Raw genomic sequence first — 21,081 nt, 5'->3', positions numbered from 1 at the left:
TTCCCGCAGGACAGGCTTGGAAACACAACATATCAGGAAAAGTGGTAAAAGGACAAAATAAAAAAGCTTTTGCCTGGCTGCTGATCGGGAACAGCCGGCAAAGGCTTTAGCTTGCATAATAATAGAAGGGGTTTTAGGCAAAGATGACTTCCTCTAAAGGCTGAAGATTATGGACAATTTCTTCGACCTCGTCTCCTTCAAGTGTTTCTTTTTTCATGAGGCTTTCAACTAGAGAGTGGAACTGAGATTCACGGGAACGGATGATCAGTTCGGCTTTCTCAAGTGCATCCTGGAAAAGCTCCTGCATCTTCGTTTCTTTGTCACCTTTGTTAAAAGTTAGTGTGAATCCTTCCTGAAGCAGTCCTGTGTCCACCATCTGCTCGATAATCTGCTTGGCCTGCTGGACATCGCCGCTGACACCGATGCTGTGCTCGCCGAGGATTAGCCGCTCGGCAACACCGCCGGCAAGAATCATGGCAACACGGTCAAGCAGGTCGCTGGTAGTCGAGAGCTGCAGCTCTTTTGGGACTGGAGCGACATATCCAAGTGCCTGTCCGCGCGGGATAATGGTTGCTTTTCTGACAGAGCCCGGCTTTGTAACGGATGAAACGAGTGCGTGCCCTGCCTCGTGAATGGCAACCCTACGCTTTGTATCGAGGTCCTGAAGGGGCCTGTTTGTATTGCCGAGAATCGTTCTGTCAAGGGCATAATCAATATCGCTTTTTTCGATGGTATCCTGCCCGTTCCGCAAGGCTCTGCGGCTTGCCGTTTCAAATAGAGATTGAAGTTCGGCACCCGAGAAACCTGATGTGCTTTCTGCGAGATTATCGATCGAATCAAGGACACCTTCTGAAATATTTTTTCCTTTCAAATGGATGTCGATGATTTCCCGTCTTCCTCTCATGTCCGGAAGGGGAACCTGAAAGCTGAAATCAATCCGTCCTGGACGCAGGAACGCATCATCGAGCATATCTTTTCGGTTCGTAGCAGCGATAAACAATATTCCATCGTTATCATGGCCGCCGTCAAGCTGGACAAGAAGCTCAGTCAATGTTTTCTCTGCTTCTTCTCCTCCATGTGGTTTCCTTTTTCCGGCGAGTGCATCAACTTCATCGATGAAGATAACGGCAGGTGTCTGCTTTCTTGCATTTTGGAAAAGGCTCCTCACTCTTGAAGCTCCAACACCTATGAACATTTCATTGAAGGCAGATCCGCTGGCTGTGAAGAAGTTCGCATTCAGTTCATGGGCCATTGCCTGGGCGAGAAGCGTCTTGCCTGTTCCTGGAGGGCCGTAAAGCAAAATCCCTTTTGGCGGTTTAATCCCCATTCGCGAAGACCGGTCCTTGTCCTTAAGAATAGAAAGTGTCTGCAGGATTTCTTCTTTCATTTCATCCTGGAGTCCGCCTACATCGTCGAGCGTAATATCAGGAAGCGGGGAGGGCTTTGAGACACCGGATTTCAATTTGCCGCTTGTGCCGGCTCCGCCCTGTGCTTTTCTTTGGATGACAATGGCCGTGCCGGTCATGGCAACAAGCACACCTGCGATGATCCAAGTACCGTATTTACTATTATTTGAATATACATAGTTTACATTATGGTTTTCGACAAGCTTTTCGACCATTTGGCTGTTAGGAGGGACTTGAGAGACATATGTTGCGTCCTTTGTCTGGAGTTCAAGAGAGCCGTCGGCCTGTTCGGTGAGTGTGGCTGTTTCTCCGTTAAGTCTTTCAACCGTATTTGCCATGGAAGAAAAAGGGACAGTGATTTCATGGCTCGCTGACTGAACAAACCAAGTCAGAGTGGCAATCATGATGAGTATCGTAAAAACTAGTATCGGGACAATTTTTGAAAGACGCTTTGAATAATTTGAATTCAATTTGCCCAACTCCTTATCGAATCTATCTATCATTATAAGTAATAAAAGCACGATATAAATAGGATTATAGTAATTTCCTGGTTGGTAATTTTATGTAACAAGTGGAGTGAGGTATAAAACAGAAATCTGCATAAAAAAGAGCTTAGACCTTGTCATGACAAGGTTTAAGCTGCTAATGGAGAAGCGGGGCGGGCGATAGATGAAGGGACGAGAGCATTATTGCCCCCCTAAAAAATGTGAGTGAATTGTGACATTGAACGCTCAATGTGCGGGATATTCATCTTTTTCCATTAAGTCGAGGCCATCGATGTACTCTTTCATTTGGCTTTTTAAATCATCGCGTCTCAGGGCGAAATCGATATTGGCCTTCAGGAAACCGAACTTATCTCCGATATCGTATCGTCGCCCGTTTATTAGGCAGGAGTAAATTTTTTCTGTTTCCAGAAGATGTCCGAGGGCGTCAGTCAGCTGTATTTCTCCTTTGCTGTCAGCAACCACTGTGGTTAAACTGTCGAATATGGCTGGTGTCAGGATGTACCTCCCGATGATCGCCTGTCTGGAGGGTGCGGCAAGAGGGTGAGGTTTTTCAACGAGCTGTTCAACCTGGAATAATTCTCCCTGTCGGCCGTTATAGCCAACGATTCCGTATTTTCCTACGTCGCTTTCTGGGACCTCACTGCAGCCAAGAATGCTTGAATGAACCTGGTTATACTTTTGGATCATTTGCAGCAGGGCAGGGGTTTGACTGTCTATAATATCATCGCCGAGCAGGACGGCAAATGGTTCATTTCCGATGAATTTTTTAGCACACAGAACAGCGTGGCCCAGCCCTAGCGGCTGTTTTTGCCTGACATAATGAATGTCGGACAGATAAGAAATTTTATCCACAACCTGGAGGAGGTCAAGCTTCCTTGTTCGCTTGAGTAAAAGCTCAAGCTCAACGGATTTGTCAAAATGGTCTTCAATTGCCCTTTTATTTCGACCCGTAACAATGATAATATCCTCAATACCCGATTCGATCGCTTCCTCGATGATGTACTGAATGGCCGGCTTATCGACAATGGGCAGCATTTCCTTAGGTTGGGCTTTCGTGGCCGGCAAAAAACGTGTGCCCAGGCCTGCTGCGGGAATGACCGCTTTTTTGATCATCAGTTTTTCCTCCTTCTGTACGAAAAGAGTTTCATTGTTATCGTATGAAGGGCGGGGCCCGGACTATCCCGCGTTTTGGAAAAAAGGAATAGTATCATTTTAAAAAGCCAATCTTAAAAGTATTGAACTTGACCTTAAGGCTGATGGGGTGTGGAAATGGCTTCACTTGAAAAGAAAAAGGACAGCAGGATGATCGCTGGGGCGCTTATTGTCCTTGCGCTGTATCTCTCGCCTTTGGTGATTCTTGGGGAGGATGCCCATATCCGTGTACACGATAATCTGGATTCCAATCTTGCCTGGTATAAGGTGTTAGCCAATAGCGGGGAAATGATGGGAGACGTTGATGCGCGGATTCCGCAAATCATCAACGGGCAACTGCAGCGGAATGCATTTGGGACGGAATACACCCTGATTGTCTGGCTGTATGCCCTATTGCCGACAATGGCAGCCTATACGCTGAGCCAGGCAATCACAAGATTCGCTGCCTTTTTGGGAATGTATCTTCTCTTAAAAAAACATTTGCTTCCTGATTCCAGGATGTCATCCATTACAGTCCTCTCTGCGCTCGCATTTGCCCTTACACCCTTTTGGCCATCAGGGATGCTGAGCACACTTGGAATGCCGCTTGCTCTATGGGCATTTCTCAATATCAGGAATGGGGAGAGGGGCTGGGTTAACTATTTGGTCCTCACACTGCTTCCTTTTTATTCGAGCATCGTCCTCGGCTTTTTCTTTTTCATTACGATGATGGGAATTTTCTGGCTTACGGATGTCCTCAGGGGGAGAGGATGGAATTGGCGCTTCCTTCTTTCAATTGCCTATATGACGTTTGTGTACCTATTGCTTGATTATAGGCTCGTCTATTCTTTTTTATTCGACCAGGAACCAAACAGCCGGGACGAATATTTTCATGCGAGGCTTTCATTCTTTGATTCCGTCAGGTTGACCTTCAAAAATTATTTGCTTGGCCATACACATGTATTGACACTGCATACACTCGTGATCCTGCCTGTCATATTTACGGCTTTATTTATGATTTGGAAACGAAACAGCTGGCGGGAAGAAAAAGTCTTTACTTTTCTGTTTGTACTGAATTTCCTGCTGTCCCTTTGGTATGCTTTTTGGTTTTACAAGGGCTGGTTGCCATTGACGGAACGATTCCATTTTCTCGATACGTTCAATTTTGCCAGATACCACTTTGTGAGGCCACTCATTCTCTATCTGCTGTTTGCATTAGGCTTGAAAGTTCTTTGGCATGCTGGCGGAGGAGGGAAAAAAGCAGTGTCGTGGCTGGGAGCGGCACAAGTCATTGTTCTTCTGCTCGGAAATGACGAAATTGTATACCGCAACAAGCCGAGCGTAAAAGAATTTTATGCGGTGGAGCAGTTTTCAGATGTGAAGGATTATATCGGGCTGTCACAGGAAGAGTACCGGGTTGCAAGTCTCGGTCTTCATCCAGCAATATCTCAGTACAATGGCTTCTACACTCTTGATACGTACAATAATTTTTATCCGCTTACCTATAAAAGACAATTCCGGAAAATCATTGAAAAAGAACTGGAGAAAAGCAGGCGGCTCCGCATTTATTTTGATGAGTGGGGGGGGCGCTGCTACCTTTATAGCGCGGAGCTTGGAAAGCATTATAGCTTCAAAAAGACGTCCAGAAAAAAGATTGAAAAGCTTGAATTGAACACGGAGCAATTCAAGCAGATGGGCGGAAGGTATATTCTGTCCGCGCTGCCGATTCAGAATGCCGCGGATAATAGGCTGGAGCTTGAAAAAGTGTTCCATTCAGACACTTCAGCGTGGAAAATTCATCTTTACAGAGCCATCTAGCAACAGGAGGAGACAGCAATGCAAGCACCTTTACTTACTATTGTGATACCATGCTACAACGAAGAAGAAATTTTGCCGGAAACGATTTCCGCCCTATCTGCGCTTCTCGAAGATATGATTGGGCGGCATCAGGTGGATCAGGGAAGCAGGCTTCTGTTTGTCGATGACGGAAGCAAGGATCATACATGGAAAATCATCTACAAAGAAATCATCAAAGGTGGGTTTGTCAAAGGGCTCAAGCTTGCTAGAAATGCGGGACACCAGAACGCGCTTCTCGCGGGCATTTCTGCTGCTAAAGAAGCATCGGACTGCATGGTAACGATTGATGCGGATCTCCAGGATGATATCCATGTCATTCCTTCGTTTATTGAAAGATTCAAGGAGGGTTGCGAGATTGTTTATGGCGTCAGGGCAAAACGAAAGACTGATTCCTTTTTCAAGCGGACGACAGCAGAAAGCTTTTATAAGCTGATGGGACGAATGGGCGTCGACCTTGTCTATAACCATGCGGACTTCCGCCTGATGGGACGAAGGGCTGTCGAGGAGCTCGAAAAGTTCGGGGAGAGCAATATGTTTCTTCGAGGCATCGTCCCGCTAATTGGCTTCAAGACGGCAGAAGTCTATTATGACAGGAAAGAGCGGCTAGCAGGCGAGACGAAATATCCGCTGAAAAAAATGCTTGCATTCGCATTTGACGGGATCACATCATTTTCCATTACACCGATTCGAATGGTGCTGCTCGTTGGGGTCCTATCCTTTCTCGGAAGCCTAGGGTTTGGGGGCTATTTTCTCCTGCTGAAGTTCTTCGGGGAAACCGAAACAGGCTGGACTTCGCTGATCACATCCATCTGGCTGATTGGGGGGCTTCAGCTTATGGGTTTAGGGCTTGTCGGGGAATATATTGGTAAGATTTATAAGGAAACTAAAAGGCGGCCGAAATACATAGTTGATATGGATTTGTTCAATTTTCCATTGCCGAGACATTTATTGAATGGAGAGAGGACGGATGAGTACTATAGCATGGATGCTGGACAGCTGCCTGAAACGAACTAGCCCGTTCATCCGTTTTCTGCTGGTCGGTGTGATTAATACAGCAACTGGCCTTACCATCATGCTCGTTCTGCTTGAACTGCTCCGCTGGCCTTATATGCCAGCGACACTGGCAGGAAATGCAGTCGGCGCAGCAGTCAGTTATATATTGAACCGGTCATTCACATTTCGCAGCAATGCAAGTGTACCGGAAGCACTTCCGAGGTTCATTACCGTCATTCTTCTCTGTTATATGTTCAGTTATGGGACCAGCAGGGTGGCTGCCGGCTATTTGCTTCCTATATGGATGCAGGGTTTCTTTTCAGCAGATGTATTGGCCGTCTTTATGGGCACAGCCTTATATACCATTTCCAATTATGCCGGGCAAAAATATTGGGTGTTCCGGCAAGGAACAGGAGAGTTAGTGTAGCTGGAGCATGCCATTGTTTCCGAACTAGGAGCTTTGGCTGCAGATAGTGTTGGAAACAGGTGGACGGCGGATTATATAATTCCCACGGCAATTTACTTGCCGATTTTAGGGCGAACCTTAACGCGGAGTCCCAAGGAAGGCTTCAGGAAGTCAGGCTGTATGAGACTGTATCCAACCGGAGAGTGAAGGATATGCTATCGTGGCTAAATTGCCCGGGATACAATGCACCAGAACCAATGGATTGCTGCCATCAAGGAATTATAGGGAAATGAAAATACCGTCGTACCGAGCACGGCCCCGCGCAGCCTCGAAAAGCGTGAGGCTTCCCAAGTTTTGTTCAACTTATCAGCAGGGAATGAGACCGCAGGAAGATGGGAGAGCGGACCGAACATGGATGGGGAAGGAGAGTTCAAGTTTGTTGAAAATCCTTTGCCATGTGCGAAAAAGCCTGTCCTGAAACCTGCTCCTCTATATATTAATGATACCCCGCTTTCACTCATCAAGGGAGGCACTGTTCCTTCATCAAACAAAGCGCCTGTTATAAAAAAGAGAGACGCCCAAACGGCGTCTTTCTCGTTCTGGATGTAAATATGTTCCTTACCATAGATGGCCGATGCAGCGGAGGTGACTGCAAAGCTATTTAACCGAAATCCGACTGTAGGGCTTGGAACTAATCATGGACTAGTAATATACCCGGTACTCCAGTTTCCAGGAATGATGCGATTTATTTCTTTGTGACTCCAAATATACTCAAAGTGCTGTATACACGGTATTTTTAGCGACCGCCATTTAATGTTTTCATAACCTTCAAGAGCAGCCAGTCCCCTTTCACCAATGTAAGAACAGGAAAGACGCCAAACCTGCGTCTTTCCTCATTCTTGATGCAAGTTCCTTACCAACGATGTGCTTTGGCATTTCCTCTGGCAATGATTGTATTGAGTGTTACACGCGTCTCTCCGTTAACCTGAGAGTTCAGGTGCTTCGGCCTTGTCCATGGATAATGGAAAAGTTTCGATTGCGGATCTAAATGATCTCTGTAACTCATCAAAATCACCTCAGGAATGGATTTTGGAACATGCTGATATTCTGCAGAATATCTTACTTAGCATCTGTCAAAACCGCCGGGATTATGCCCTTAATCCTTAAACAGAAAATACGTTTAATTCATGAAAAAATCTAGACATTTTACCACTGTCGATATATTATAAATACTGGAAGGGGAGGTTGATTTTGTAATGGCGAGAGTAAGAAGAAGAAACACACCCGCTTTTACTATGCTTGCATGGTTGGGGCTGATACTGTTTTGCGGACTGAATCTTGTTGGCCTTTATACATTGAAAGAACCATTAATGGTTAAAGGCTATTATCTGATGGGAATGGTAGGCATCATTGTTTCATCATTTACAGTAGCAAAAGTTGTCCGCGATAATGAAGAGGATGAAAGTGAATTCCAAAAGCATCATGTGGAACCTAAATAAAAACCGCCTTGGAAGTCCTGAAATCAGGATTCTTCCGGCGGTTTTTTTATTCAATCTATAGATTGCTCCTTGCAGTCATATGCGCCATTTTGCATGCTGCTTCTCGTGCTTGTTCCTTTGCTGCAGCGACAATTTCAGGAACCTTTTTCGGAAAATGGTCCAGCCCTTCTGCAAACACGGTATCCAACATTTCAATACCAAGGAATGTGAGTGCGATTTTTAAGTAACGGTCTCCTGATTCTAGTTCTTTTAAAGGTCCTGATGAATAAATACCACCCCTTGTCTGGATGTGAATGGCTTTCTTCCCCGTTAAAAGACCTTTGGCACCAGCCGGAGTAAAAGCGAACGTCTTCCCGTGGACAAAGAGATTGTCTAGGTAAGCCTTCAGGACAGCAGGAGAGCCGAAATTCCATACTGGAGATACAAACACAAAATAATCATGCTTTACAAATTCATCTGCGAGTTGATGCATTTTAATGATTTTCTCACGTTCAACAGGTTCTAGCTGTTCAAGCGTCATGCCATAGCCGCCAATTTTTCCGCGTGCAGAAACAAGGTCCGCATCCATTTCAGGGATGTCAAAATGAAAAAGATTGTGCCTTGTGATTTCGATGTTCTGCTTCTCTTCTGCAAAGCGCTCAATGAAAGCTTCACCAATTTGCAGGCCTTTTGAAAGCCCGGATCCTTTTGGATTGGCCGTAATATAGAGCAATTTTGCCATGATATCAACCCAATTCTATAAATATTTTCCTTTAGTCAAATTATAGAAGAAAATATTACCTTGAATCATGAACAAACCGTGAATTTGGTGAACACTGGATGAAATTATGGAAAATATGGATAAATGTGAAACTAAAGGCTGCTTTTTATCGTATATATATCTGCAGGAAACTTTTGTGAATAGAAATGAGGGAAAAACATGTCATCTTTCGCCCTTGAAGTAAAATCACTGACGAAAAAAATCGGCAAAAAGACAATTGTCGATAATGTCAGTTTTCAAGTGAAAAAAGGGGAAATCTTCGGATTGCTCGGACCAAATGGCGCCGGGAAAACAACGATCATCAGAATGATTGTCAGTCTAATTAACCGGTCAGGCGGGGAAGTCATCATCAATGGCCGCGACCTTGACGATGAATTCACGCTGGCAATGGACAATCTTGGTGCCATCGTTGAAAATCCAGAGTTTTATAAGTACTTGAGCGGTTACAAAAACCTCCGCCATTATGAACGCATGGCGCTTTCAGACATTCCAGGCAGCCGAATCAAGGAAGTGACGGAGCTTGTCGGACTTGAGGAAGCGATCCATGATAAAGTCAAAACGTATTCCCTAGGAATGCGACAACGACTAGGCGTGGCACAGGCAATATTACATAAACCATCACTATTAATCCTGGATGAGCCGACGAATGGGCTTGACCCGCAGGGAATCCGCGAATTCAGGGAATATCTCAGAAAGCTTGCCAATGAAGGGACCTCCGTTCTTGTATCGTCACATCTGCTGTCAGAAATGCAGCAAATGTGCGATCGTTTTGCAATCATAGAGAGGGGGAAACTCGTTGTCATTTCGTCTATGAATGAGGAAAAAGAGACGGACATTCATGATGTCGAGTTTGAAGTAAATGATTCTGTCCGGGCAGCAGATCTGGTCCGGAGATATTTTCCGGATGCTGGACTTGCGGCAAAGGGGCTGCAGCGTCTATCTATATCAGCAGCACGGGATACCATCCCTGAAATCAACCGGATGTTGGTCGAGAATGAAATTCTGGTTTATGAAATCATTAATGTCAAAGCTTCGCTTGAGGAGCGTTTCCTTGAAATTACCGGAAAGGAAAGGGAGGCGTATCAAGCATGATTGGGTTAATTCAAAACGAAATGATGAAAATATTCGGCAAAAAAGCCAGCTGGATTTATATGGTTGCCATCGTCCTCGCCATTTTAATCGGTGGGATTATCTATGTGAAATTTACTGAGGATTCTAATCCTAATTGGCGTAGCGAGATGAAGGCGGAAGTAACCCAGCTCGAAGCACAGGTAAAATCCTCTAAGGATAAAGGGGAAAAAGAATTTTTACAAAGGGAAATCGAACAAAAGCAATACTACTTAAAAGAAAATATCGATCCTAACTCCAAAACAAGCTGGCATTTTATGAATGAAGTTGTGATGGGTGTCAGTTCGCTTGTCACCTTGTTTGTCGTGATTGTCGGCAGTGCGAATGTCTCGGCAGAGTTTTCCGATGGCACAATCAAACAGCTGCTCATCCGGCCTCACCGAAGATGGAGCGTCCTATTAAGCAAGTATATAGCTATGGTTCTTTACGCATTGATGATGGTCGCAGTGCTCGTTGTTTCAGGATATTTAATCAGCATCATCTTGTGCGGAAACAGTGATTTCAACATGAAGATGTATGAAATGACGCTGGATGGACAAAAAATAGCCGAGGCTGGCCCTCAGTTCTTCATGAAGATACTGTATCTTCTCCCGAGCCTTTTTGTTATCATGACGATTGCATTCATGCTGTCAACCTTGTTCAAAAGCCAGGCCTTGGCCGTGGGAATCGGAATCTTTGTTCTATTCTTTTCGTCAACCGTCGGCGGCTTAATCGTTATGCTTGCAGACAAGTATACATGGGCTAAATTTCTGATCTTCCCGCATCTTGACTTGAAAATCTTTGCCTTTCAGGACAAAATCATGGGAAACATTACTTTGCCGATGTCGCTTGGGATTCTCGGTGTCTACTATTTAATTTTTATCGTTGTTACTTTTGTTTTCTTCCAGAAAAGGGACATCAGTATATAGAGAAATGTTAAAACAGCCTTGCACCATTTTGGCGCAAGGCTGTTTTTTTGTTTCTGTTTATTATTGACCATTTAAACCTTTTAGTTTTTCTTTTATTTTACTGCCGAGTGAATTCGCATCCTCCTTGGCTTCTTCCATGACTCGCTTCCACTTCGGTGCTTCTTCCTTAATTTTATCTTCTACTTTTCCTGCCCGTTCACGAAGCTCTTTCTCGAGCTCCTTTGCTTTCTCTTTAAAATCCTGATCTATGCTATCTTTCTCTGCATTCTTTTCATTGATGGATTGAACATCAAACTCTGTTTTTTCCAGGTAAGGAGAAGCCTGCTCCATGATTTTCCGGAAGAGGGGAACGACATTTTCAGAACTGCTGCTCGACATGTAATGTTCACGGTCGGTCTTGTCGTATCCGAGCCAGACAGAACCCACAAGTTCCGGTGTATACCCTACGAACCATTGATCTTTTGTTCCATCAATGTCACTGTAAGGGAGTTGGGTTGATCCCGTTTTCCCTGCAATCTCAAGTCCCGGTATATTTGCCCTTCTGCCTGTGCCTGTTTCGACAACATTCAGAAGCATGGATGTCATATCCCTTGAGACTCGTTTTGTAGTGACTTTTACTGTTTCTTCTTCATGTTCGGCAATTGTTTTTCCTGTGGGTCCGACGATTTTCGTAATAAGATGGCCATCTTTACGAACACCCTCATTTGGAAAAACAGAGAATGCCTCAGCCATTCTTAACGGCGAAACGCCATGATGGAGGCCTCCTAGTGCAAGAGCCAAGTTTTCATCTTCTTTTTTCACTGGGATTCCAAACCGCTGCGCCGAATCAACCCCTTTGTCCAGGCCGATTTTGTCCAGAAGCCAGACAGCGGGAACGTTCAACGATTTCTCAACTGCCTCGTACATCGGAACTTCGCCGGAATAGGTCCTCGAAAAGTTCTGAGGCTCATAGGTACCAAAAGAAGTTTGTTTATCCTGCAGGATGGAGGTTGGTTTGTAGCCTTCCTCAAGAGCTGGCGTGTAAACTGCGAGCGGCTTCATTGTCGATCCCGGCTGCGCCTTCAGGTGGGTTGCCCGGTTGAAACCGCGGAAGACATGTTCACCGCGCCCGCCGACAAGTGCACGAACACCGCCCGACTGTGCGTCAAGAAGGACGCCGCCGCTCTGTACAAGCTCGCCGCCTCGGCCGACAGGGAAATTCCAGTCCTCGGAATAAACTTTTTCAAGGCTTGTCTGTAAATTTTGATCAAGGGCTGTGTAAATCTTGTAACCCCGTGTCAGGATTTCTTCCTGTGTCAGTCCATATTCATCGATAGCTTCATCGAGAACTGCGTCCATATAATATGGATATTTTCGGTCTACAACGCTTCCGCCTCCGTCATTTAACTCGATGTTTTCATTGATGGCCTGATCATATTCTTCCTTGCTGATCATCTTGTGTTCCTTCATTTTGCCAAGCACGACGTTTCGCCGCTCCATGGCCTTGTCATAATGCTCATACGGATCAAGGGCAGACGGTGCCTGAAGGAGTGCTGCTAGCACTGCTGCTTCACTGACCGTCACATCACCAATGTCCTTGTTAAAATACTTTTTGGATGCGTTGCTGATTCCCCAGGCACCGCTGCCAAAATACACCTGGTTCAGGTACATCTCCATGATTTCTTCTTTTGAATAAGCTTTTTCTATTTCGACTGCGAGGAAAAGTTCCTCAATTTTTCGTTTATACGAGCGTTCAGGCGAGAGGAGAGCATTTTTGGTCAACTGCTGCGTAATAGTGCTTCCGCCTCCAGTGATCCGGCCTGCAAATAGGTTGCCAAAAAAGGCCCTTGCGATTCCTTTTACATCAAATCCGTTGTGTTGGTAAAAACGCTCGTCCTCAATGGCGATGACGGCATTTGGCACATGTTCTGGCATGTTATTGAATGTGACACCGTCAAGTCGGTCCGTCGCAACCTTTCCGGCGACATCTCCATCCTTGTCATATATTACAGTAGATTCTTTCAATCCATCTTTAAGGCTTTGGACATCCGTTTGGCTTGCAATGAAGGCAAAAAAGAGGATTGTCAGCAAAACGACAACTAGTCCAATAAGCAAAAGTATTTGGGTAAGATGCTTCCGTTTCCAAAACCGGACAACAGCCTCCCACAGCGTATTTAATTTCCCCATAGTATCTCCCAACTTTTTCCGCCAGTGGCTAAAAAGAAGCCGGCTGGTTGTAATGTGCAGAACTTATGATTCATTTATTATAAATGATTCAATCAAAAAGTGGTATTGGAAGATGATAAGGTGGAAAATTTTGAAAATGATGTTATGTATATATTGATAATAATTTTATTATGTAAACTATACTGTAGGATGAAACAGCCGATCAACGGATGTTTCATCCTTAATTTAAAAAGTGTTGTAAATATTTTCACATTCTGTTCCTGTTGGTTCATAGAAGCAGTGAAGTTTATATCGGCCTACTAGCGGCTGATTATACCAACGGGCAGGACAGTCTCCGGGGGGTCTGAAATACCAGAGGCTGAACCTCCCAGGCCACAACCTTTCGCCATTGACAGCACGCTTTGCGAGGCGCCTCTCACTGTCGCGTGCCCGCTGGTAAAAGTATCCCTTGATAGTAGCTTCAAAAGCATGTGGCTGATAGACCATCTGGGGGATTGTTCTTAAGCCTTTGAAGTCAGAACAATTAGCCCTGATTCTGTTAATCCCGACATTGCCTACAAGCAGCATGCCCTGTTGTCCTTCGCCTTCTGCTTCGGCCCTGAGCAGCCTGGCCAATAGGTCAATATCTGCCGTTCTTGCCTTCACAACTGCCATGCTATACCTCCTCTTCAGCTTAGTTCATTTTATGGTGTGACAGCTTAGGCTATGACCAGCATTATGAAATTGGTTTTGGTGCGGGGAAGATGGGTTAGTCTTGGAGGGTTTTTTACAATAATTGTCTATCGAGGAGAATGAAGCTTTGATGGGGGAGAATGAAGCTAAATATGGATAGAATCAAGCATTTTTCGCGGAGAATCAGAGAGTTTTTGAGGAGAATGGCCACCATTTTGGGAGAATGCAGTAAATCGGCTCTACTTGGCTGGCTAAAATCGATCACTTGTAGCGATAATGGAGTGATTCGGACACAAAAACGGCGGATTCGGACAAAAAACCCGTTGATTAAGACAAGGAAGCAGTTGATTCGGACAAAAATCCCGTTGATTAAGACAAGGAAGCAGTTGATTCGGACAAAAAACGGATTGATTAAGACAAGAATCCTACTCATTCGGACAATTAGACAATATATAGGAATTTAGATAACCAACTTTGCAGAGAAAAACGCACCAAACTGTAAATTATTTTTAACATGCCTCCATATAACTCACTAATTTTATAAAAAAAATACCAACAATAAAAGAAGGAGCCAACAGGCCCCATTCTCAAATTTTTTTTATTGACTGAATTTTGTTCCATCCGCCGGAAGGGTGTTGTGCAGATTGGATGGAGCTGGCTTCTGCATTGGTTTTTCGCCTTCAGGCTTGGGATAGCGAACATATTCAAATGCGCACTGCCCATCGATGCTTGTACCTTATACCCATCGTCCTGTGCTGCTATCTTCCCCTTCAGAGAAATTGAAGAGTTTGTAGGCGACATCCATACGTTCTTTTTTACGAGGGAAAGTCCATGGAACAAGAAAGCCTTCTTTTTCTTCAATCTCTGCGATTGAAGAAGCCCACTGATTTTGGTGGTAGGAGGCCCGGGCTCATTTCTCCATATTGCCCGCCGATTAATTCCTGGAGCTTTTCGCATAGAGCGGATCGGGCCTGTCTGGTTTTGCCTCGAATTGCAGCTGTTTTACATGATAAAACATTTGGTATCCTCCCATCGATTTATCTTTCGGGCCATGGCTTTGGCCTTAAATAGGACTATCTCCTCATGTCGCAGAAGGAAACAGAAAAATTAAAATTTGTAATTATTTCATCCAATCCCTCTCCGCTATTTTTGCCTCCTCCATCACCTTTAAAACGAGGTCACTTGCGGATAGTGGTCGGGCGAGCAGGGGGGATTGGCCCGACCATAGGGACATATAATCAGGATTCTGTTGGAGCGAAGCTGTTTTTCGTATTTTTGACGTTAAGGTATTTTGAACCGGAAATTCCGGGAATTCTTCTTCGTAACCCTTCAAAGATTGAATAAATACGTTATTGATTCCGCGTGCAAGCTTTCCGGAAAAAGAGCGGGTCAGGATGGTACCATCGTCACAGGCCTGCAAAATCGCATCTTTATGTACAGTATGAGCTCCGCTTTCGTTACATACTAGAAAAGCACTCCCCATTTGAACTGCGGAAGCTCCGAGAATTTTTGCAGCGAGCAGACCGCGACCGTCCATGATCCCGCCAGAGGCAATCAACGGAATTCCAACCTTGTCTGCCGCCTGCGGAATCAGTGACATTAACCCGACTTGCCCCTTTTCTGGAGCTGCTGCAAATGTCCCCCTGTGCCCGCCGGCTTCGCTTCCTTGCAGGACGACAGCATCCATTCCTGCCTTCTCATTTAGGGATGCTTCTTCGACCGTAGTTGCTGTTCCAATCACAAAGACACCTTCCGTTTTCAATTTTTGGATGACTTCTGCTTCCGGAATCCCGAATGTAAAGGAACAAATGCGTACACCTTTTTTCAAAAGGACATCAATATGCTGTCGGAAGGTTGAGTCAATTTCTTCCTGTGAAGGAAGTGGAGCACTGTTATTTTCAATTCCAAGTTGTTCTGCGAGAGGGGATAGCAACTTTTGGGATCTGTTGATTCTCTTTTGATCAATATGTACTGTAGACGCAACAAATAAATTAACACCAAACGGCTTGTCTGTCATTTCCCTGATGGATAAAATTTGCTCCGAGAGCTGACTGGGATTCAGGTAGCCTGCCCCAACCATGCCAAGCCCTCCAGCATTCGAAACAGCTGCCACCAATTCATTCGTCGTGACTCCGCCTGCCATAGGGGCCTGAATGATGGGATAATCAATCCCCATCTGTTTAAGAAAATGGCCTTTTTTCATTAAACAACATCTCCTTAGCGTTATTTATAAGAATCATAACTTTCTATTATTGATTGGTAATTACATCGTTGGTAAGAAGAATCTAAAAATAATATGACACATAAAGAGTTTATGATGTGGAACCTATATGATTGCTTATTTATCACGGAATATCTGAGGATTCTCTTTGGGGCATAGCGCGGCATTCAATTATTTTGTTTAAGTGAGGGAGCATTGAACGAGGAAAAGACAGTACAGTCTATTTTCTAGCTGGAATCGGAGGTCTGACACTTATGTACTGCCCTTATTAGATTTCAGATATTCCCACAAACTTTAGGCGAAAAACCATTAGTCCGTATCAATAGCGAAAGAGACGAGAGGGATATGAACCTTGAATGCTGTAAAAGCCTACTGTATCAGAAACCTTTCTAGTCTTGGCATAAATACTTCTCAAGATCTTTTTCCAAAATAAACACTTCAATCCGCTCCCCAATTTTTGTGCTGATGTCGCTGTGGCTGCAGATAACTTTACATTTTGTGTGTCTTTCCACGATTTCCTCGAATTCCTTGCTGTACATCTCTCTTAAGAGCTGCCGCATTTGCTTCACCAGTTTTTTACCGTTTTCATTTTGTACGAGGTGTTTTTCTTCAACAGTCAATACCCCTTTGAACCTTGTAATCACCATGTCTTTGACAATATAAGTCTTGGTTTCCTGGGGGCCTCGTCCAATGAGTTCTCTCTGAAATTTAATGAAAGCCTCGCTCAAGTCGGCTTCGAGCTTCTTTTTAACGTTCGTCATAAGGATATCCTCCATTGGAAAAAAGTGATAATAATCATTGCCAACTATCTTACTGACTCTTCTTGAAATTTGTCAATGCTGTAAGATAGTGAGAAAAACGTAGCATTTAAGAGATAAACATAGAAATTGATGAAGAATCTTTCGAAAATGAGAAATATTAAGGCTTTTTGCGGTTTGCAAGTAAAAGGATACGAGGTTAATATTTCCTCTAACAGCTTAATTCGGCCTAATCTCGAAACGAGAGCGGAGGAACCAATCAATTGGGGTTAATTTTGTACACAGTACAGAAGGGATGAGAATGCTCTTTCGCCATCCTACCCGTCAGCTAACTTCGTCGGCTAAAGCGAAGGAGGTCCAAAAGACCGCCTTATCCAGGGGGCTTTTTTTGTTGCGGCGAGCAGCAGAGGAGCAGTCTGGCGAATAGCAGGTCTTTTTGCTATGCCTATTAAAGGAGGCTGCATGGGAGACAGAACGCATGAAGGGCATTCACCCGTCTGGCGTTAAGTAGACCAGTGCATACTTTTTTCAAACATGGATGTAAGGATGAGTTTCCGCAATGACGGTCTCAACCTGTATTCACTAATTGGAAAAGTGCGCACTGGTCTTTTTTGTATTCCAGAAAGGATCTGCAAAAAACCAGAATGTACGGGAGGTGAAAAGGTTGGACATTGTTTCCATTCTGCTTGCATTGGCGAGCCTAGGTCTGTTCCTTGGGTTCATCAGCTTTTGCGACTCGATTATCAACAGGGAAAGGAGCGGAGAAAAATGACGGTACTCGCAGTCATCACCGGAGCATTGTCTCTTTATCTATTAGATGCATTGCTCCATCCGGAAAAATATTAATCATTTAGCAGGGGGAATAGACAAATGGATTTATTGCAAACCGGAATTGTTCTACTCATGGTAGTAACACTTGCCGTTCCAATGGGGAAGTACATAGCTGCTGTTTTCTCGCTGGAAAGCACGAAGCTTGATAAAGGATTTGGAAAAATAGAAGGTATTATTTTCAGGCTCGGAGGGATAGCAGGAGATAGCATGACATGGAAACAGTATGCAAAGGCAGTCATCATCAGCAACTTTGTCATGTTCGGAGCGGGTTATCTGATACTTCGCCTGCAAACCTTTCTACCGTTAAATCCGAATGAGATTGGAAACATGGATCCTTTGCTGAGCTTCAACACGGCGGCAAGCTTTTTGACAAATACAAATTTGCAGCATTACAGTGGGGAGTCAGGGCTCACGTACTTGTCACAAATGATGGTAATTATGTTTTTGATGTTCACGACACCTGCAACAGGCCTTGCGGTCTGCATGGCCTTCATCAGGGGGCTGACAGGGAAAGAAAGCCTTGGCAACTTTTATGTTGATCTCGTCAGGGCGCATACGAGAATTTTGCTCCCTTTATCCTTTCTTGTATCAATGCTGCTCGTGTCCCAAGGTGTTCCGCAGACTTTGAGTCCGAATGTGGAAGCTATGACCCAGGAAGGAAACGTGCAGCAAATTGCGAGAGGGCCCGTGGCGGCGCTTGAATCGATTAAGCATCTTGGGACCAACGGGGGTGGTTTTTTTGGAGTCAATTCTTCACATCCTTTTGAAAATCCCACGCCGCTCTCTAATGTCATCGAGATTCTGTCCATGTTTCTCCTCCCTGCATCGCTACCGTTCGCGTTTGGCAGCATGAGCGGCAGAAAGAAGACTGGCCGGATGTTGTTTGGAGCGATGGCAATCATGTTTTTAGGTTTCCTGTCTGTTGCTTACATCAGCGAAACCTATGGGAACATGGCATTACAAGAGGCTGGACTCTCCCAGGAGGAAGGGAACATGGAAGGGAAGGAAGTAAGATTTGGCATTGCCCAAAGCACATTGTTCACAGCCGTGACGACAGCTGCCACGACAGGTACGGTCAACAACATGCATGATACGCTGACGCCGCTTGGAGGAATGGTGCCGGTAGCGCAAATGATGCTAAACTGCGTGTTTGGCGGTGACGGGGTAGGACTCATCAATATCCTGATGTATGGCATCCTTGCCGTTTTCATCGCTGGGCTGATGGTTGGGAGGACACCGGAATTCTTGGGGAGAAAGATAGAAGCGGGGGAAATGAAGCTGATTGCCATCACCATTCTTATCCATCCATTGATCATCCTAGTTCCATCGGCAATCGCACTTGCGACAGGCATGGGCTCAGCCGCAGTATCCAATCCAGGCTACCATGGCATCTCACAGGTTCTGTACGAATTTACTTCTTCTGCTGCGAACAATGGGTCTGGTTTTGAAGGACTTGGCGATAACACACCTTTTTGGAATATATCTACAGGTTTGGTTATGCTGTTTGGACGATATTTTTCCATCATTGCCATGCTGGCAGTCGGTGCATCAATGATGGTGAAAAAACCTGTACCGGAAACAATCGGTACCTTCAAAACCGATAACAGCACATATATGGCGATCCTCCTTGGAACGGTCCTTGTTGTCGGAGCGCTGACGTTCTTTCCTGTCCTCGCGCTTGGCCCTGTGGCAGATGCGCTGACACTTCGCTAATGCTAATTGAAATTGAAAAGGAGTTTATGAGAAATGGATACTTCTAATAAAGCAGTAATCGAAAATCCGGTGATGCTGCCGGGGACAGAGCCAGCATCCGGTCAACGCCCATCAACCATTAAAAAAGCCATCGTGGAAGCGTTTATAAAGCTGAATCCGGCGGTGATGATCAAGAATCCGGTCATGTTCACAGTTGAAGCCGGTTTTTTCATCACCTTGATACTTACTGTTTTTCCAGGGATATTCGGCGAACCGTCAGACCGGATCTACAATGGCGCAGTATCCATGATACTTCTTGTCACCATCCTGTTTGCAAATTTTGCCGAGGCGCTTGCTGAAGGACGGGGCAGGGCACAGGCGGAGAGCCTGAAAAAATCGAAGCGCGATGTCGAGGCGAAGCTGCTCGTAAAAGATGGTTCCATCGTGCCGGTTTTCTCGCCGGAGCTTAGGAAGGGAGATATTGTGCTTGCCGAGGCGAATGATATCATTCCTGGAGACGGCGAAGTCATCGAAGGCGTGGCCTCAGTCGATGAGTCTGCCATCACTGGGGAGTCGGCACCTGTCATTAAAGAAGCAGGTGGAGATTTTTGCTCCGTCACTGGAGGCACAAGGGTGGCGAGTGACTGGATCAAAATCAGGATCACTGCGGAGCCGGGAGAGTCCTTCCTCGACAGGATGATCAGTATGGTCGAAGGGGCGAAGAGAAAGAAAACACCTAATGAAATTGCTTTGAACACATTGTTGATCAGCCTCACGCTTATTTTTATCGTCGTTTGCGCGACTCTTGTCCCAATCGGCTCCTATGTGGATGTGCACATACCTGTATCAACGCTGATTGCGCTCCTTGTCTGCCTGATTCCCACAACGATTGGAGGGCTGCTTTCCGCCATCGGGATCGCCGGAATGGACCGGGTTACGAAATTCAATGTCATTGCCATGTCGGGCAAAGCAGTTGAAGCCGCAGGTGATATCAATACGCTCATCCTCGATAAGACGGGTACCATTACATATGGGAACAGGATGGCTTCTGAATTCATCCCTTGCGGCGGTTATTCCATAGGGGAGCTGAGCGAGGCAGCAGCGGAAAGCTCGCTTCACGATGAAACGCCGGAAGGAAAGTCGATCATCGGGCTATCTAAGAAGCTTGGTGAGAGATTGCCGACTGTTAAAAATTCAATAGGCATCGAATTTAAGGCTGAAACGCGCATGAGCGGTACGGATTTTCCCGATGGAAGAGCTGTCAGGAAAGGGGCGGTCGATGCCGTAAGAAGATATGTGGAGAGCTTTGGAGGAACAATCCCGGGTGACATGGACAAATTGGCGGAAGGCATTGCCAGGGAAGGGGGAACACCGCTGGCGGTGGCGGATGGGAATAAAATCCTAGGTCTCGTCTATTTAAAGGATACTGTGAAGCCGGGAATGAAGGAACGCTTTGCAGAACTTCGCAAAATGGGCATCAAAACTATCATGTGCACAGGGGATAATCCTCTGACAGCGGCAACAATAGCTAGAGAGGCAGGTGTCGATGATTATATTCCTGAAGCCCGCCCGGAAGACAAGCTTGAGCTGATTCGCAGAGAGCAGGGGGAAGGCAAACTCGTTGCAATGTCAGGGGACGGTACGAATGATGCCCCTGCCCTCGCACAGGCAGATGTAGGAGTTGCGATGAACAGCGGTACGGCTGCTGCAAAAGAAGCGGCCAATATGGTCGATCTTGATTCCGACCCGACGAAAATCATAGAAGTCATTGCGATAGGCAAGCAGCTGCTCATGACACGGGGGGCGCTGACGACATTCAGCATCGCGAATGATATCGCAAAATACTTTGCCATTATCCCGGCAATGCTACTTTTGGCCATACCCGAAATGGAATCATTGAATCTGATGGGGCTCGAGACACCGGAGAGTGCAATACTGTCGGCGCTTATCTTTAACGCTGTCATCATACCGATTCTCATCCCCCTCGCCATGAAAGGTATCGAATATGTGCCGATGAGTGCAACAAAGCTATTAAGAAAGAACCTTTTAATTTACGGGCTGGGCGGAGTGGTCGTGCCATTTGCCGGTATCAAGCTGATCGACCTTGCTCTTGCATTTGTTTTATAAATAAAGAAAGCGGTGAATTT

The 21,081-nt window shown here is 45.4% G+C and carries 18 protein-coding genes, 2 pseudogenes and 1 riboswitch; of the genes and pseudogenes, 11 read left to right on the top strand and 9 right to left on the bottom strand.

All coding sequences use genetic code 11. The features are described from left to right. Positions 1-133: 133 nt before the first annotated feature. Together D1970_RS02280 and galU are read right to left on the bottom strand one after the other, a co-directional pair. The gene (locus tag D1970_RS02280; protein ID WP_374978530.1) at positions 134-1,810 is read right to left on the bottom strand and encodes an AAA family ATPase; all 1,677 of its coding nucleotides are present in this window, start codon (positions 1,808-1,810) and stop codon (positions 134-136) included. 327 nt (positions 1,811-2,137) lie between these two features. Further along, on the bottom strand, positions 2,138-3,025 hold the full coding sequence (galU, locus tag D1970_RS02275; RefSeq protein WP_119111259.1) for a UTP--glucose-1-phosphate uridylyltransferase GalU: 888 nt from the start codon (positions 3,023-3,025) through the stop codon (positions 2,138-2,140). Between the two features lie 156 nt (positions 3,026-3,181). Here galU and D1970_RS02270 point away from each other — a divergent pair, with 156 nt between their 5' ends. From D1970_RS02270 to D1970_RS02255, 4 genes and pseudogenes are all read left to right on the top strand, one after another. Continuing rightward, positions 3,182-4,861 carry a DUF6044 family protein gene (locus D1970_RS02270; RefSeq protein ID WP_119111258.1) on the top strand — a complete coding sequence of 560 codons (1,680 nt, stop codon included), beginning with the start codon at positions 3,182-3,184 and terminating at the stop codon, positions 4,859-4,861. Between the two features lie 18 nt (positions 4,862-4,879). Next, positions 4,880-5,914 carry a glycosyltransferase family 2 protein gene (locus D1970_RS02265; RefSeq protein ID WP_119111257.1) on the top strand — a complete coding sequence of 345 codons (1,035 nt, stop codon included), beginning with the start codon at positions 4,880-4,882 and terminating at the stop codon, positions 5,912-5,914. Further along, complete coding sequence (locus tag D1970_RS02260) at positions 5,868-6,320, top strand: GtrA family protein (protein WP_181213402.1); 453 nt, start codon at positions 5,868-5,870, stop codon at positions 6,318-6,320. Before D1970_RS02265 ends, D1970_RS02260 begins: the two co-directional genes overlap by 47 nt. A 3-nt stretch (positions 6,321-6,323) precedes the next feature. After that, positions 6,324-6,908: pseudogene (locus D1970_RS02255) on the top strand (manganese catalase family protein); the annotation flags it as partial. A 304-nt stretch (positions 6,909-7,212) separates the two neighbouring features. Here the strand turns inward: D1970_RS02255 and D1970_RS02250 are convergent. Beyond that, positions 7,213-7,365: a YpzG family protein gene (locus D1970_RS02250; protein WP_119111255.1), complete on the bottom strand. Its 153-nt coding sequence runs from the start codon at positions 7,363-7,365 to the stop codon at positions 7,213-7,215. A 190-nt stretch (positions 7,366-7,555) separates the two neighbouring features. Here D1970_RS02250 and D1970_RS02245 point away from each other — a divergent pair, with 190 nt between their 5' ends. Next, entirely contained in the window at positions 7,556-7,798 is a 243-nt protein-coding gene (locus tag D1970_RS02245; RefSeq protein WP_119111254.1) for a YiaA/YiaB family inner membrane protein, read from the top strand. A gap of 55 nt (positions 7,799-7,853) precedes the next feature. Here the strand turns inward: D1970_RS02245 and D1970_RS02240 are convergent, their stop codons facing one another. After that, positions 7,854-8,519 (bottom strand): FMN-dependent NADH-azoreductase, encoded by a 666-nt coding sequence (locus D1970_RS02240; RefSeq protein WP_119111253.1) that lies wholly within the window; start codon positions 8,517-8,519, stop codon positions 7,854-7,856. Positions 8,520-8,717: 198 nt separating this feature from the next. Between D1970_RS02240 and D1970_RS02235 the strand changes: the two genes are divergently transcribed. Together D1970_RS02235 and D1970_RS02230 are read left to right on the top strand one after the other, a co-directional pair. Beyond that, positions 8,718-9,650, top strand: coding sequence for an ABC transporter ATP-binding protein (locus D1970_RS02235; RefSeq protein WP_119111252.1), 933 nt, complete (start codon positions 8,718-8,720; stop codon positions 9,648-9,650). Then, positions 9,647-10,594, top strand: coding sequence for an ABC transporter permease (locus tag D1970_RS02230; RefSeq protein WP_119111251.1), 948 nt, complete (start codon positions 9,647-9,649; stop codon positions 10,592-10,594). Before D1970_RS02235 ends, D1970_RS02230 begins: the two co-directional genes overlap by 4 nt. A gap of 60 nt (positions 10,595-10,654) precedes the next feature. Here the strand turns inward: D1970_RS02230 and D1970_RS02225 are convergent, their stop codons facing one another. Together D1970_RS02225 and D1970_RS02220 are read right to left on the bottom strand one after the other, a co-directional pair. Then, complete coding sequence (locus tag D1970_RS02225; RefSeq protein ID WP_119111250.1) at positions 10,655-12,760, bottom strand: transglycosylase domain-containing protein; 2,106 nt, start codon at positions 12,758-12,760, stop codon at positions 10,655-10,657. Between the two features lie 225 nt (positions 12,761-12,985). Further along, positions 12,986-13,414, bottom strand: a complete 429-nt coding sequence (locus D1970_RS02220) for a cell wall hydrolase (protein ID WP_119111249.1) — start codon at positions 13,412-13,414, stop codon at positions 12,986-12,988. 170 nt (positions 13,415-13,584) lie between these two features. Here D1970_RS02220 and D1970_RS02215 point away from each other — a divergent pair, with 170 nt between their 5' ends. Further along, positions 13,585-13,896, top strand: a complete 312-nt coding sequence (locus D1970_RS02215) for a hypothetical protein (RefSeq protein WP_142920988.1) — start codon at positions 13,585-13,587, stop codon at positions 13,894-13,896. Between the two features lie 134 nt (positions 13,897-14,030). Here D1970_RS02215 and D1970_RS02210 read toward each other — a convergent pair. The 3 genes and pseudogenes from D1970_RS02210 to D1970_RS02200 form a co-directional block, all read right to left on the bottom strand. Further along, positions 14,031-14,450: pseudogene (locus tag D1970_RS02210) on the bottom strand (manganese catalase family protein). A 102-nt stretch (positions 14,451-14,552) separates the two neighbouring features. Continuing rightward, complete coding sequence (locus D1970_RS02205; protein ID WP_119111247.1) at positions 14,553-15,635, bottom strand: NAD(P)H-dependent flavin oxidoreductase; 1,083 nt, start codon at positions 15,633-15,635, stop codon at positions 14,553-14,555. A 407-nt stretch (positions 15,636-16,042) separates the two neighbouring features. Beyond that, the gene (locus tag D1970_RS02200; RefSeq protein WP_119111246.1) at positions 16,043-16,414 is read right to left on the bottom strand and encodes a Na-translocating system protein MpsC family protein; all 372 of its coding nucleotides are present in this window, start codon (positions 16,412-16,414) and stop codon (positions 16,043-16,045) included. Between the two features lie 213 nt (positions 16,415-16,627). Beyond that, positions 16,628-16,769: riboswitch (cyclic di-AMP (ydaO/yuaA leader) on the top strand. Between the two features lie 410 nt (positions 16,770-17,179). On the opposite strand from D1970_RS02200, the gene D1970_RS23330 reads away from it, so the two are divergent. From D1970_RS23330 to kdpB, 3 genes are all read left to right on the top strand, one after another. Continuing rightward, complete coding sequence (locus D1970_RS23330) at positions 17,180-17,257, top strand: potassium-transporting ATPase subunit F (RefSeq protein ID WP_374978529.1); 78 nt, start codon at positions 17,180-17,182, stop codon at positions 17,255-17,257. Between the two features lie 24 nt (positions 17,258-17,281). Then, on the top strand, positions 17,282-18,955 hold the full coding sequence (gene kdpA / locus D1970_RS02185; protein ID WP_119111243.1) for a potassium-transporting ATPase subunit KdpA: 1,674 nt from the start codon (positions 17,282-17,284) through the stop codon (positions 18,953-18,955). A 72-nt stretch (positions 18,956-19,027) separates the two neighbouring features. Continuing rightward, entirely contained in the window at positions 19,028-21,061 is a 2,034-nt protein-coding gene (gene kdpB / locus D1970_RS02180; RefSeq protein WP_246370252.1) for a potassium-transporting ATPase subunit KdpB, read from the top strand. Positions 21,062-21,081 lie beyond the last annotated feature (20 nt).

This window comes from Mesobacillus zeae (assembly GCF_003570705.1).
Classification (GTDB): Bacteria; Bacillota; Bacilli; order Bacillales; family Cytobacillaceae; genus Mesobacillus_C; species Mesobacillus_C zeae.
The sequence above is the reverse complement of the archived record's forward strand: the minus strand, read 5'-3'. Positions and strand labels throughout refer to the sequence as shown.